A 13,551-nucleotide genomic window follows, 5' to 3' on the forward strand; every position below is an offset into this window, starting at 1 on the left:
GGTAACACGATCTTCAAAAAGGTGACTCTTGGATCAGATCAGCCATCGGCGAAGCGTTCACGCAGGACGTTCTTCATCACTTTCCCCATCGCGTTGCGCGGCAGCTCGTCGACGAATTCCAGCCGCTCGGGGAGCTTGCGTTTGTTCAGTCCGCAGGAGAGCAGATGTTCGCACATATCGGCCAGGTCCGGTACCTCTCCCGCCTTCTCCACGACGGCGACGACGCAGACCCGCTCTCCGGTCGCCTCGTCGGGCACCGCGATGACCGCGACGTCGGCCAGGCCGGGACAGCCGTCGAGAGCCTCCTCCACCTCTCGGGCGGAGATGTTCTCCATGTTGCGGATGACGACGTCCTTGATACGGCCGGTGATGGTGACGTAGCCCTGCTCGTCGAGCACCGCGAGGTCGCCGGTGCGGAAGCGGCCCGCCCCGTCGAAGGCCTCGGCGTCCAGCGCGGAGTCCACGTATCCGGCCATCAGCTGCCGTGCCCTGACCCGCAGCTCTCCGGGCTCTCCGGGGCCTGCCGGGCTTCCGTCGGCGCGGATCACCTGGATCTCGGCACCGGGTCCCGGACGGCCGTCCGCCGTGGCGTGACGGTGGTCGTCGTCGTCGAGACGGCCCCAGCTGAGGAAGGGACACTCGGTGAGTCCGTAGCCGGACACCAACCCGACACCGCCCAGCTCGTCCCGCACCTGGGCGTGGAAGGAGGGGGTGCGCGAGGCGCCGCCGACCAGCCAGCCCTTGGCGTGCGGGAAGAGCCGGGTGTCCGGGCCCGCCGCCCGCTGCACCTGGAGGAAGGCCCGGATGAAGGGGACACCCGATCCGCCCAGGGTGACCTTCTCCTCGCTCAGCAGCCGGGCGGTCGCCGCGGGGTCGAAGACGTCGCTGACGACCATGCTCGCCCCCGACAGCAGCGCCGCGAGGATGTGGAGCACTCCCCCGACGTGTGCCATGGGGGCGAGACAGGCCACGATGTCGTCCGGCTGCGGTTCGAGCGCCGCGCAGAAGGTCCGTGCGGCGTCCAGGAGCCCGCCGTCGAAGTGGCGGGCGCCCTTGGGCTCGGAGGTGGTGCCCGAGGTGTAGAAGAGCCAGCGGACCTCAGGTCCGAGACCGGCGGGCAGTCCGGACGGGTCGCCGTCGGGCAGTCCCCCATCGGTGCGCAGGACGTCGAGGCCGTCGATACGGCCGGCTACGGCGTCGGCCATCGCCCCGTGACCGAAGCCGCGGAACTCCTCGGGCACGATGAGCAGCCGGGTGCCCGCCTGCCGGCAGATGAACTCCACATCGGATTCCCGCAACATGGGGACGAGCGGATTCTGCACCGCGCCGAGGCGGGCGAGGGCAGCGGTCAGCAGCATCGTGTCGATACGGCTGGGCAGCTGCCAGGACACCACGTCCCCGGCCCGTACGCCGCGGGCCGCGAGGCCCGCGGCGACGCGTTCGGCGGCCGTGCGGTACTGGCCGAAGGTCATGCGCCGCCGGTCCTGGTCGACGACGAGGGGGGCGTCGGGCGTGGCGTCGGCGCGGCGGCACACCAGGTCCCAGACCGCCGTGGCGTCGGGAAAGGCGTCGCCCTGCGGATGTGGCGGGCGTGGTGTCGTGAGGTGCCGGGTCATCGTGGATCGCCTCCGTGGCGGCTCGCGGGAGGAACGGGGTCGAAATATGTGCAGCGGACGGCCAGGCGTCCTCAGCGGGACGGCAGCAGCTCGGCGAGGCCGGTCACATCCTTGACGAACGCCGAGAAGCTGCGGCTGGCGGGTTCGACGGTGATCCAGGTGACACCCGCCTCCTCGTACGAGTCCAGGCAGGGTGCCAGCGCGGAACGGAATGGGCCGGTGTCGCCGTCGCGCAGCAGGTCCTTCTCGAACGGGACGAAGGACACGTCCGCCGGAGGCCGGCCTGCTTCGGCCCGGCGGCGGTTGACTCCGGAGATCAGCTCTCGCAGGGCCGCGGGGTCGGTGAGCGACGGAGTGCGCGTGATCTTGGCCATGGCCTCGGACTGCGCCATCGGCATCCAGCCGTCGGCCTCCGCAGCACGGCGCCGGGCGGCCGCGCTGTTGCCTCCGATCCAGATCGGTGGCCCTCCAGGGGTCAGAGGCGCAGGCAACGCTTCGTGGCCGGTGATCCCGAACCGCTCACCCGCGTGGTCCCGGCCCGCCCAGGTGGCCCGCATCGCGGCGATCGCCTCGTCGAAGAGCCGGCCGCGGTCGGCGAAGTCGGCGCCGAGGGCATCGAACTCCTTGTGCAGGTATCCCGCGGCCATGCCGAGGGTCAGTCTGCCGCCGGAGAGCAGGTCCAGGCTCGCCGCAGCTTTCGCCGCGAGGTAGGGGCTGCGATAGCCGGCGACCATCACGTAGGTGATGACCCGCAGCCGTTCGGTGGCCGCGGCGATCATGCTCAGCGACACGAAGGGGTCGAAGGCGTGGTGCCCGCCGTCCGCGAGCCACTCCTTGTCGGGGTAGGGGTGCTCGCTCATGGAGAGCGCGTCGAAGCCGGCGTCCTCCACCACCCGCGCGACCGTGGTGAGGCTGTTGCCCTCGATCCACCGCGAATAGTGCTTGACCGCCCGCATGGGGAACATCAGGTTGAACTTGAGTGCCATGTCTCGTTCTCCTGTCAGCCGAAGAGCGACCGGGCGACGACCACCCGCTGCACCTCGGTGGCCCCCTCTCCCAGCCGCTTCACCCGGAGGTCCCGGAACCAGCGTTCCAGGGGAAGTTCGGTCGCCATGCCGAGGGCGCCGTGCACCTGGATGCAACGGTCGAGAACCCGGCATGCGGTCTCGGTGCCGGTCATCTTGCTGATCGACGCGTCGACCTTGACGTTCTTGCCGAGGTCGGCGTTCCAGGCGGCCTGGTACATCAGCAGCCGCGCCGCCCTCAGCTCGATCTCACAGTCCACGAGCATCCACTGGATGCCCTGCTTGTCAGCGAGGCGTCCGCCGAACACCTCGCGGTCCTTCGCCCATCGGACGGTCATGTCCAGAGCGGTCTGGGCGATGCCGATGGGCCCGGCCGCGTAGAGGATCCTGCCGTGCACCAGGAACTCCCCCGCGAGGGCGAATCCCTGGCCCTCCTCGCCGATGCGGTGGTCCGCCGGGACGCGCACCCCGTCGAAGTGCACCTCGTACGGCGCGAACGACGCCATGACCGGGATCGGCCGGAACGACACGCCGGGGGTCCCCTTCTCCACGACGAAGCAGGAGATGCCGCCGCGTCCGGGCCCGGTGCGTGCGTAGACGGCCCCCCAGTCGGCGTCCCGCGCGTGGCTGATCCACGTCTTGGCGCCGTCCAGGACGTAGTGGTCACCGTCGCGTACGGCCTTCAGGCGAATGGCACGGGCCGGGTCGGAGCCGCCCGACGCCTCGCTGATGGCCGTGTACGCCTTGGAGGCCGTGCCCTCGACGACGGGCCGGGCGAACCGGTCGAACTGCTCCGGGGTCGCGTGGAACATGACGGCGGGCGGATTGCCCCCGAAGGCGCCGAGCGCCGGGAAGAAGGCTCCCATCCGGCACTTGGCGGCCTCCTCGGCCACCACCACCTGCCCGAGCACACCGAGTCCGGCGCCCCCGGACTCGGCAGGAGTCTGCAACGCCCACAGGCCGAGGTCGCGGGCCTTCTTCTGCAGAGCGGTGAGTTCCGGCCGGGCGAGCCCCACCGCGTCGTGCGGCAGGGTCTCCTCCAGAGGCCGGACCTCGCCGTCCATGAAGGCGCGGACGGTGTCCCGCAGCAGCCGCAGTTCGGCCGGCAGCTCCCAGGCCCCGGTCTCCTCGGCCGTTCCCGACGGTGCGCCCATGGTTCAGCCCGCCTCGGTGTGGGCGAACCGGTGGCTGCGCGCGCTTTCCAGCTGCGGTACGTGGTTGGTCTCGTACTGCTCGATCCACTCCTTGGGCAGCCGGCCCCACGCGGGCCCGACTCGCAGCCGCTCGCCGCCGTGCAGAGTGCCGGCCGCGACCACGTCGCCGACGAACACCGTGGACTCCTGGATGTCGAGGCTCGCGCAGACCCGTGCCTCGACATAGCTGTGCGCGTCCAGCAGCACGGGGGCTCCGGTGGTGCCGGTCCGGGTACGCAGCGTGCCCATCTTGTCGCCGTCGCGGCCCGAGCTGCCCCCGAGCGTCCGCAGGATGTGCAGGGAGGCGTCGAGGTGTTCCTCCTCCGCGGTCAGCAGATGCATGACGAAGATGCCGGAGCTGGCCACCATGTCATGGGTCTTGTTGTACTTGGTGAGGCTGATGGTGGCGCGCGGGGCTTCCGGGATGATGCTCGCGGCGCCCGCCGACAGTGACATCAGGCCGTTGGCGAAGCCGCCGTCGACCGTGGTGACCGCCACCGGGAAGGGCCGCAGCCCTGACAGCACATTGTTCGCCACGTCGAGATCGAGATCCATGGTGGGTGACTCCTTCATGAGACGGTCCAGGTGTTCGCGCCGCGCAGGGTCTGCTGCAGCGAGGGAACGTCGCCCTCGGCGGCCCGGTCGCGCTGGGCGCGCACCTGGTCGTCGTAGACGGGGCGGCTGACCGCCCGTATGACGCCGGTCACGGTGTTCCGCAGGTCCTGCCCGGAGAGCCGGGACAGGGCGTGGGCGTACCCGGGGTCCTCGGCGTGGGCGTCGTGCACCACGATGTCGCCGGGTGCGACGTCGGCGGTGCGGGCGGTGGTCAGTCCGAACGCCTCCCGCACGACGCATCGTTCGCCGTCCGCACCGAACACGATCGGCTCACCGTGGCGCAGCCGGACCAGATGGCTCTCCGCGCCGTCCTTGCGCAGGATGTCGAAGGAGCCGTCGTTGAAGATCGGGCAGTCCTGGAGTATCTCCACGAACGCGGTTCCGCGGTGTCGGGCGGCGGCGTCGAGGACCTCGGTGAGGCCGGCCCGGTCGGAGTCCAGGGCGCGGGCGACGAAGGTGGCCTCCGCGCCGAGCGCCAGCGACAGGGTGTTGAACGGTGTGTCGACGGAGCCCATCGGCGTCGACTTGGTGATCTTGCCGGTCTCGGAGGTCGGCGAGTACTGGCCCTTGGTCAGCCCGTAGATCCTGTTGTTGAACAGCAGAATGCGGGTGTTGACGTTGCGGCGCAGGGTGTGGATGAGGTGGTTGCCGCCGATGGACAGGGCGTCGCCGTCGCCGGTCACCGTCCAGACCGACAGGTCGGGGCGGGCGATGCTGAGTCCGGTGGCGAGGGTCGGGGCGCGCCCGTGGATGGAGTGGAACCCGTAGGTGTCCAGGTAGTACGGGAATCGCGAGGAGCAGCCGATGCCGGAGAGGAAAACGATGTTCTCCGGCGGAAGTTGCAGCTTCGGCAGCAGGGCGCGGACGGTCGCGAGGATCGCGTAGTCGCCGCAGCCCGGGCACCAGCGGACCTCCTGGTCGGAGGTGAAGTCGGCGGGCTTGAGGGTACGGTCCGTCTTCGGCACCAGGTCGAGCGCGCCGAGCGGCGGGGTGTACCCGTCCACGATGGACGCCATGGTGGTTCCTTTCCTATGGGTCTCAGGCCGCGTCGGAGGGTGGGGTGGTGTCGTCGTCCGCACGGACCTTTCTGTGGGCGGCTCCGGCCCGGGCGGTGGCGGTCCTGGCCCGCTCGGTGGCGGCGAGTGTGCCGTCGAACTCCTGGAGCAGGGCGTGGTGGACCTCGTCCGCGAGGAAAGCCATCCCGGAGACCTTGGTGAGCGGCTGGATGTCCGCCGGGTAGGCGGCCTTGAGCAGCAGTGACAACTGTCCGAGGTTCATCTCCGGCACGATGACCCGGCGGTAGGAAGCCAGCACCTCGCCGAGGTTGTCGGGGAACGGGTTGAGGGCGCGCAGCTGTGCGTGGGCCACGGGGCGGCCTTGCACACGTGACCGGCGGACTGCCTCGGCGATGGGTCCGTAGGAGCTGCCCCAGCCGATGACCAGCAGGTCGGCCGCCTTGTCCAAGTCGTCCACCTCCAGGTCGTCCGTGGCGATGCCGTCGACCTTGGCGCGGCGTAGCCGGGTCATCAGCTCGTGGTTGGCGGGGGCGTAGGAGATGTTGCCCGCGCCGTTGGACTTCTCCAGGCCGCCGATGCGGTGGGCGAGTCCGGGGGTGCCGGGCAGGGCCCAGTCCCGGGCGAGCGTGCGTGGGTCGCGGGCGTACGGCAGGTGCGGCCCTTCGCCGGCCTGCGCGAAGTCGGGGTCGATCGGCTCCAGGGTGTCGAGGTCCGGGATCCTCCACGGCTCCGATCCGTTGGCGAGCGCGCCGTCGGAGAGCAGGAGCACCGGGGTGCGGTAGGTGACGGCGATCCGGGCGGCCTCGACGGCGGCGTCGAAGCAGTCGGCCGGGGAGCGCGGTGCGACGACCGGGACCGGCGATTCGCCGTTGCGCCCGTGGAGCGCCTGGAGGAGGTCGGCCTGTTCGGTCTTGGTGGGAAGTCCGGTGGAGGGGCCGCCGCGCTGGACGCACACGATGACGAGGGGCAGTTCGGTGGTTACGGCGAGCCCGATGGCCTCCGACTTGAGCGCCAGTCCGGGCCCGGAGGTGCAGGTGACGCCGAGAGCACCGCCGTAGGAGGCGCCGATGGCCGCGCCTATGGCGGCGATCTCGTCCTCGGCCTGGAAGGTGAGCACACCCTGGGCCTTGTGCCTGCTCAGTTCGTGCAGGATGTCGGAGGCCGGGGTGATCGGGTAGCTGCCGAAGAACACATCCAGTCCGGCGAGCCGTCCCGCGGCGAGCAGGCCGTAGGCCAGCGCGGTGTTGCCGGTGATCTGGCGGTACTCGCCGGGCGGCAACGGCGCCGGGGCGACCTCGAAGGTCACCGGGAACGACTCGGTGGTCTCGCCGTAGTTCCAGCCGGCCCTGAGAGCGAGCACGTTGCCCTGGGCGACGGCGGGCAGCTTCGCGAACTTCTCACCGAGGAACTTCTCGATGGCCGCCAGTTCCCGCCCGTACAGCCACGACAGCAGGCCGAGGGCGAACATGTTCTTGGCGCGCCCCGCGTCCTTCTTGCCGAGTCCGGCGGGTTCGACCGCCTTCACGGCCAGGGAGGTCATCGGGACCTCGTGGACGCGGAACTGCTCGAACTGCGGGGAGGCCAGCGGGCTCGTGCCGTAGCCGACCTTGGCGAGGTTGCGGCGGGTGAACTCGTCGGAGTTGACGAGCAGCGTGCCGCCCTCGCGCAGCGCGTCGATGTTGGCCTTCAGCGCGGCTGGGTTCATGGCGACGAGGACGTCGGGGCGGTCGCCCGCGGTCAGGATGTCGTGGTCGGCGATGCGGATCTGGAAGCTGGAGACGCCGGGCAGGGTGCCCTGAGGGGCACGGATTTCGGCGGGGAAGTCGGGCTGGGTCGCCAGGTCGTTGCCGAAGACGGCCGCCTCGGCGGTGAACCGGTCGCCGGCGAGCTGCATGCCGTCGCCCGAGTCGCCCGCGATACGGATGACGACCTGGTCGAGTTCGCGCACCGGCCGGGCCGCGGACTGCTGTTGATCGGTGCTCATGGGCGCTGCGCTTTCTGTGGGGCGTGCGGAGGCACCGCCGTGTCGAGGAAACCGACGAGGGCGGAGGTGAACACGTCGTTGTCGTCTCCGGCGACCATGTGTCCGACGTCGTGGACGTCGACGACGCGGATCCGGTCGACGAGTTCGCGCATCTCGGCGACACCCTCCTCGGACAGGACGTCGGACTGTCTGCCCCGGACCAGAAGGAGCGGGCAGGTGAGCTGGAGGGCGGCGCGCCGGGCCCGTTCGTACAGCTCGGTGCGGAACCGCTCCAGCTGGTGCTCGTCGCGGCCGCCGCCGAGCATCGCCGGGTCCCAGTGCCAGTACCAGCGGCCGTCGCGCTCCCGGAGGTTCTTGCGCAGTCCGTCCGGCGCACCGGTGTGCCTGCGGTGCGGGTTATACGCGGAGACGGCCGCAGCGGCCTCTTCGAGGGAGCCGAATCCGTCCGGTGCTCCCGCCATGAACTCCTGCACCCGCCGGCCGCCGGCGTACTCCACGCGGACCGCGATGTCGACGAGCACGAGTGCCTGGGCCAGAGCCGGGTCCTCACCCGCCGCCAGGAGCGCGGTCTTCCCGCCGAGGGACGCTCCGGCGAGGACCAGCGGAAGGCGCGGCCAGTGCTTCCCGGCGTGCGCGGCGAGGGACCGGAGGTCGGCCAGGTGGGCGTCCGTGCCGTAGTCGCCGGCGGGGTCCCAGTCGCTGTCGCCGTGGCCGCGCAGGTCGGCGGCGACGGCGTGCCAGCCGGCGGCGGCCAGCCGCTCGCCGGTGCGGTGCCAGGAGTGCCGGGTCTGTCCGCCGCCGTGCAACAGCAGGACGACGCCGCGCGGGCCGGCCGCCTCATCGGCGTACCAGACGTCGACGGCGATCCGCAGCCCGTCCCCCGGCCAGGCGGCCCTGTGCGGGGACGGGACGGTGGTGGTGGACCGGGCTTCCCTCTCAGACACGGGACACCTCCGCCGGGACGGTGACGAGCACGGCGCCTGCCTGACCGCCGCCGGCGCACATCGCCGCGACACCGTGGCCGCCGCCGCGCCTGCGCAGTTCGTGGACGAGCGTCACGATCATGCGGGCGCCGGAGGCGGCGACGGGGTGCCCGAGGCTGCATCCGCTGCCCGCGGTGTTGACGAGGGCCTCGTCGATGCCGAGCTTGCGGCAGGCGGCGATGGGGACGGAGGCGAACGCCTCGTTGATCTCCCACAGGCCGATGTCCTCCATGCGCAGCCCGGCGCGCTGGAGCACCTTGGGAATGACGTCGAGGACAGCGATACCGGTGCGTGCGGGGTCGATGGCGGTGGTGGCCCAGGCGCGGACCTCGGCGAGCGGTGTGAGGCCCTGTTCGGCGACGAGGGAGGAGCTGGTCACGAGGAGGGCGGCGGCGGCGTCGTTGATGCCGCTGGAGTTGCCCGCGGTGATGGAGAATCCCTCGATCTCGGGGTGCAGGGGCTTGAGTGCGGCGAGCTTCTCCAGGGTGGTGCCGGCCCGGGGGAACTCGTCGACACGGAAGTCGACGCGGCTGCCGTCACCCTGGAGGGCGCTGACGGGGACGATCTCCTCGTCGAAGAGGCCGGAACGGATGGCGGAGATCGCCCGCTCGTGGGAGCGGACGGCCCAGGCGTCCATCTCGGCCCGGGAGATGCCCACCTCGCGCGCGGTGTTCCAACCCACGGTGATCGACATGTCCCGGTTGGGTGCGGTGGGGGTGTCGGGGTGGGTCGGCGGCATCCACTGATCGGTGTACTCGTCGACCGTGCCGGGAGTACGGAAGGACTGCAGGGGCGCGGTGGAGATCGACTGGGTGCCGCCCGCCACCACGGCCCGCTCCATGCCCGCGCCGATGGCTGCGGAGGCGTTGCCCAGGGCGGTCAGGCTGCCCGCGCAGTGCCTGTTGACGGCCTGCCCGGGGATGTGCGGCAGGCCGAGAGCGACGGCGGCGTGGCGCGCGATGTCGCCGCCGCCGTAGTTGGACTCGGCGAGGATGATGTCGTCGACGAGTTCCGGGGCCAGTCCGGAACGTTCGAGGACCGCCGTGATCACGGGCTCCGCGAGCTCCGTCGCCGTGGTCTCCCGCAGGGTTCCCTTGAACGACCGCCCGATGGCGGTCCTGGCGCCGGCCACGATCACCGGCGTGTGCGCGTTGTCTCGCGTCATTACGATTCCCTTCGCTGGTCGGCGTCAGCCGAGGGTGAACGGGTCCCTGGTGTTTCCGGTGAGTTCCACCCACACGGCCTTGGTCTCGGTGAAGTCCCGGACGGCGTCGATGCCGTTCTCGCGGCCGATGCCGCTGGCTCCCATCCCGCCGAACGGGACGTGGGGGGCGACCGCGCGGTAGGCGTTGACCCAGACGGTGCCGGCCCGTAGCCGGGCGGCGACGCGGTGGGCGCGGTGCACGTCCTTTGTCCACACCGAGCCGGCGAGCCCGTAGGGGGTGCCGTTGGCGGCGGCGATCGCCTCGTCCTCGTCGGTGAAGGTGGAGACCGTGAGGACGGGCCCGAAGACCTCCTCCTCGACGACGCGCATTCCGGGGCGGACACCGGTGAGGACGGTGGGCCTGACGAAGTAGCCGCCGAGCTCCTCGGCCGGTTCCGCGCCGTGGGCGACGACGGCGCCCTCCTCGCGGGCGGCGTCGAAGTAGGAGAGCACCTTGCGGTACTGCTCCTCGTTGGAGACCGGCCCCATCTCGGTCGCCGGGTCCCGGGGATCGCCCAGTCTGATGCTCGCCGCCCGGTCGGTGACGCGTGTGACCAGGTCGGCCGCGACGCTCTCATGGACGATCAGCCGGGAGCCCGCCAGACAGGTCTGGCCGGTGGCGGCGAACACGCCGGCGACGACACCGTTGGCGGCCGCGTCCAGGTCGGCGTCGGGAAAGACCACCTGGGCGCTCTTGCCGCCGAGTTCAAGACTGAACCGGGTGAGGTTGGCGGTGGCGGCCTGGCCGACCTTGATACCGGTCACGTTGGAGCCGGTGAAGGCGATCCGGTCGACGCCCGGGTGTGCGGCGAGGGCCGCGCCGGTCTCGGGGCCCCAGCCGGTGACGACGTTCACGACACCGGGCGGGAAGCCCGCCTTCTCGAAGAGCGCGGCGAAGGCCAGGGTGGAGACGGGCGTGTGGTCACTGGGCTTGATCACGAAGGTGCAGCCGGCGGCGAGTCCCGCGGCGAGCTTCCAGGTGAGCAGCAGGAGCGGTGAGTTCCAAGGGGTGATGGCGCCGACGACACCGACAGGTTCGTGCCGGGTGTAGACGAAGTAGTCGGGCTTGTCGGTAGGGATCACCGAGCCCTCGAGCTTGTCGGCGAGGCCTGCGTAGTAGCGGTAGTAGGAGGGGAGGCCGGCCATCTGACCGGACATCTCCCGCAGGAGTTTCCCGCCGTCGCGCACCTCCAGTTCGGCGAGCGCGTCCGCCTCGTCGGCGAGGACCTCCGCGAAGCGCCACAGCAGTTGACCGCGCGCCGTGGCGGTCAGCCGGCCCCACGGACCGTCGAGAGCGCGGCGGGCGGCGGCGACCGCGCGGTCGACGTCCGCGGCCGAGCCGTCGGGCACCTCGGCCCACTCCCGCCCGGTGTACGGGTCGGTGCTGCGGTACGTCCTGCCCGACTCCGCGTCGGTGTCTTGTCCGTCGATGACCAGGCGGTAGGTGCTCGTACCGCCCGGGGACTCCTCGTTGTTCATGCCACTCCTCGGTCGCGGGTCCCGGCCGCCGCTCGGGCGGCGGGTCCGCCGTCCCGTCAGCGAAACCTGGGTGTCTTCTTGTTGGTGCGGGCGTCGTCACGGCCGGCGCCCGCGTTGCCGATCTGGGTGTAGGACAGCCCGTTGCGCTGGGCCATGGAGGGGAACATCTCCAGCGACTCCCAGATGGCCCGCACGGTGCCCTGAACCGCCTCGGGACGACGCGCCGCGATCTCGCCGGCGAGTTGGGCGGCCCGGTCCCACAGCTCGCCGGGCTCGGTGATCTCGGTGACGAGGCCGGTGCGCAGCGCCGTCTGCGCGGTCATCCGCTCCTCGCTGCCCACCAGCGCCCAGCGCAGCACGTCGCCGAGCGGGACGCCGCGGGCGAGCATGCCCATGGGTTCGAGCGCGGAGACGATGCCGCCGTTGACGTGCGGGTCGAAGAAGGTGGCGTCATCGGAACAGATCACGATGTCGGACTCGTTGAGGAAGTACATGGCGCCGCCGGCCGCCATGCCGTTCACGGCGCACACCACGGGCTTCCAGACCCGGTGCTGTTTCGGGCCGAGCGCGGCGCCCGGGTCCTGCTGGTTCCAGTCGTTCAGGTGGGTCCACCAGGGGCCCTCGCCGAGGTCGACTCCCGAGCAGAAGGCCCGTTCGCCGGCGGCGCGCAGCACCACGGCGTGGACGGCGTCGTCGTCACGGACCCGGGCCCAGGCCTCGGCGATCTCCGTGGCCATCTTCTCGTTGAAGCTGTTGAGGCGCTCGGGACGGTTCAGCGTGATGGTCGCGACATGTCCGGCGATGGTGAACTCGATGGTGGTGTACGGGATGTCGATGACGCTCTCGTCGCTCATCGCTCGCTCCCCGCCGGGGTGCGCAGTTCCTCGGCGACGACCCGCTTGAGGATCTTGCCGGCCGGGCCGAGCGGGAGTTCGGTGCGGAACTCGAAGCGGCGCGGCTGCTTGTATCCGGCGAGCTGCTCGCGGCAGAGCTCGGTGAGCTCCTCGGCGAGCCGGCCGGTGTCGGTGTCCTTGCCCCGTGGTACGACCGCGGCGACGGGTGTCTCGCCCCATTCGGGGTGGGGTACGCCCACGACGGTGACCAGTTCCACCTGGGGGTGGTGTGCGATGACTCGCTCGATCTCCGCGGGGTAGACGTTGAAGCCCCCGGAGATGATCATGTCGGTCTTGCGGCCCGTGATGTGCAGGTAGCGGTCCTCGTCGAGGTAGCCGAGGTCGCCCGACCACAGTCCTGTGGGCCGGAAGGCCTCCTCGGTCTGCTCGGGGCGGTTCCAGTAGCCGGCGGCGTTGGCCTCGCTGCGGATCACGATCTCCCCGATCTCGCCGGGCGGCAGTTCCTCTCCCTGCTCGTCGACGATCCGTATCTCGCACATCGGGGTCTCCTGGCCGCAGGAGGTCGCGATCGCGGTGCGCCCGGCGACGACGTCCCGGTGGTCCTGCGGGGTGAGGATGGTGGCCTGGCCGCCGCACTCGGTGAGTCCGTAGCGCTGCTGGAGGTCGCAGCCCAGCCGGTCCATCGCCTCCTTGGCGAGACCGGGCGGCACAGGGGCGGAGCCGTAACTGATGCGTCGCAGACTGGACATGTCCCGGTCGGGGTCCGCTTCGAGGAGACGCAGTGTGCGCTGGAGCATCGTCGGGATGAACGTGGTGAAGGTGATGCGGCTGCGCTCGATCTCGTCGATCACCGCCTGCGGATCGAAACGGCGGTGGATCACCATCGTCTGCCCGAGATAGGTCCACGCGAGGGTGCGGACCATGCCTCCCGCGGTGAAGAAGGGGGTCGTGGCGAGGAAGACGTCGGCGCGCTGCCCCTCGGTGACGAGGTTGGTGTCCACGGCCTGGGCGATCAGCCCGCGGTGGGAGTGGATCACGCCCTTGGACCGGCCCGTGGTACCGCTGGTGTAGAGGATGAAGAGGATGTCCTCGGGTACGAGGTCCTTCGGCGTGGGGTCGGTGGCCGGCGCGCCCGCGAGCGCCGATTCGTACTCCGTACCCACGGTGGCTCCGCCGATCTCCACCACGACGTCGAGGCCCGCCAGTTCGGTGGCGAACCGCTCGGCCTGGTCGGTGTGGACGATCGCGGCCCGTGCCCCGGAGTCGTCCCGGATGTGGACGAGTTCGTCGGCGGCGAGCCGGATGTTGACGGGGACGGCGACCAGCCCGGCCTTGGAGAGGGCGTAGACGGTCTCGGCCCATTCCAGGGCGTTGCGCGAAATGACGAGGACACGGTCGCCCTTGGTCAGTTCGCGGGAGACCAGGTAGTTGGCGAGTCTGCACGCGCGCTCATCCACCTGGGCCCAGGTGTGGGTCCGGTCGGCCTCGACGAGAGCGGCTTTGCCCGGGTGACGGCGGGCGTTGTTACGGGAGATGTCTCCGACGAGCACGGTTCCTCACAGGTTCACGGAAAGCACGGGAG

The 13,551-nt window shown here is 70.9% G+C and carries 11 protein-coding genes; all 11 read right to left on the reverse strand.

Annotated elements, in window-relative coordinates; genetic code table 11:
- Positions 1-38: 38 nt before the first annotated feature.
- Entirely contained in the window at positions 39-1,616 is a 1,578-nt protein-coding gene (locus tag ACIREO_RS06700; protein ID WP_404106011.1) for a class I adenylate-forming enzyme family protein, read from the reverse strand.
- A 71-nt stretch (positions 1,617-1,687) separates the two neighbouring features.
- Positions 1,688-2,602 (reverse strand): LLM class F420-dependent oxidoreductase, encoded by a 915-nt coding sequence (locus ACIREO_RS06705; protein ID WP_404106014.1) that lies wholly within the window; start codon positions 2,600-2,602, stop codon positions 1,688-1,690.
- Positions 2,603-2,616: 14 nt separating this feature from the next.
- Positions 2,617-3,795 carry an acyl-CoA dehydrogenase family protein gene (locus ACIREO_RS06710; RefSeq protein ID WP_404106016.1) on the reverse strand — a complete coding sequence of 393 codons (1,179 nt, stop codon included), beginning with the start codon at positions 3,793-3,795 and terminating at the stop codon, positions 2,617-2,619.
- Between the two features lie 3 nt (positions 3,796-3,798).
- A complete protein-coding gene (locus ACIREO_RS06715; protein WP_404106018.1) occupies positions 3,799-4,389 on the reverse strand; it encodes a flavin reductase family protein in 591 nt (196 codons plus the stop codon).
- A 14-nt stretch (positions 4,390-4,403) separates the two neighbouring features.
- Positions 4,404-5,465, reverse strand: a complete 1,062-nt coding sequence (locus ACIREO_RS06720) for a 2-oxoacid:ferredoxin oxidoreductase subunit beta (RefSeq protein WP_404106020.1) — start codon at positions 5,463-5,465, stop codon at positions 4,404-4,406.
- Between the two features lie 22 nt (positions 5,466-5,487).
- Complete coding sequence (locus ACIREO_RS06725) at positions 5,488-7,449, reverse strand: 2-oxoacid:acceptor oxidoreductase subunit alpha (RefSeq protein WP_404106022.1); 1,962 nt, start codon at positions 7,447-7,449, stop codon at positions 5,488-5,490.
- Positions 7,446-8,393: an alpha/beta fold hydrolase gene (locus tag ACIREO_RS06730; protein ID WP_404106024.1), complete on the reverse strand. Its 948-nt coding sequence runs from the start codon at positions 8,391-8,393 to the stop codon at positions 7,446-7,448. The genes ACIREO_RS06725 and ACIREO_RS06730 overlap by 4 nt, the downstream gene beginning before the upstream one ends.
- Positions 8,386-9,597, reverse strand: coding sequence for a thiolase family protein (locus ACIREO_RS06735; protein ID WP_404106027.1), 1,212 nt, complete (start codon positions 9,595-9,597; stop codon positions 8,386-8,388). Before ACIREO_RS06735 ends, ACIREO_RS06730 begins: the two co-directional genes overlap by 8 nt.
- Before the next feature lie 24 nt (positions 9,598-9,621).
- Entirely contained in the window at positions 9,622-11,115 is a 1,494-nt protein-coding gene (locus ACIREO_RS06740) for an aldehyde dehydrogenase (protein ID WP_404106029.1), read from the reverse strand.
- A gap of 56 nt (positions 11,116-11,171) precedes the next feature.
- Positions 11,172-11,969, reverse strand: a complete 798-nt coding sequence (locus tag ACIREO_RS06745) for an enoyl-CoA hydratase/isomerase family protein (protein WP_404106031.1) — start codon at positions 11,967-11,969, stop codon at positions 11,172-11,174.
- Entirely contained in the window at positions 11,966-13,519 is a 1,554-nt protein-coding gene (locus ACIREO_RS06750; protein ID WP_404106034.1) for a class I adenylate-forming enzyme family protein, read from the reverse strand. The genes ACIREO_RS06745 and ACIREO_RS06750 overlap by 4 nt, the downstream gene beginning before the upstream one ends.
- Positions 13,520-13,551: the final 32 nt, after the last annotated feature.

The sequence above is a fragment of the Streptomyces sp. NPDC102441 genome (assembly GCF_044765585.1).
Taxonomy (GTDB): domain Bacteria; phylum Actinomycetota; class Actinomycetes; order Streptomycetales; family Streptomycetaceae; genus Streptomyces.

Bases quoted from the DNA above. Each gene is read 5' to 3' on its own strand.
- ACIREO_RS06710 (WP_404106016.1), bottom strand. From the start codon at position 3,795: ATGGGCGCACCGTCGGGAACGGCCGAGGAGACCGGGGCCTGGGAGCTG.
- ACIREO_RS06715 (WP_404106018.1), bottom strand. From the start codon at position 4,389: ATGGATCTCGATCTCGACGTGGCGAACAATGTGCTGTCAGGGCTGCGG.
- ACIREO_RS06735 (WP_404106027.1), bottom strand. From the start codon at position 9,597: ATGACGCGAGACAACGCGCACACGCCGGTGATCGTGGCCGGCGCCAGG.
- ACIREO_RS06745 (WP_404106031.1), bottom strand. From the start codon at position 11,969: ATGAGCGACGAGAGCGTCATCGACATCCCGTACACCACCATCGAGTTC.
- ACIREO_RS06740 (WP_404106029.1), bottom strand. From the start codon at position 11,115: ATGAACAACGAGGAGTCCCCGGGCGGTACGAGCACCTACCGCCTGGTC.
- ACIREO_RS06720 (WP_404106020.1), bottom strand. From the start codon at position 5,465: ATGGCGTCCATCGTGGACGGGTACACCCCGCCGCTCGGCGCGCTCGAC.
- ACIREO_RS06725 (WP_404106022.1), bottom strand. From the start codon at position 7,449: ATGAGCACCGATCAACAGCAGTCCGCGGCCCGGCCGGTGCGCGAACTC.
- ACIREO_RS06705 (WP_404106014.1), bottom strand. From the start codon at position 2,602: ATGGCACTCAAGTTCAACCTGATGTTCCCCATGCGGGCGGTCAAGCAC.
- ACIREO_RS06700 (WP_404106011.1), bottom strand. From the start codon at position 1,616: ATGACCCGGCACCTCACGACACCACGCCCGCCACATCCGCAGGGCGAC.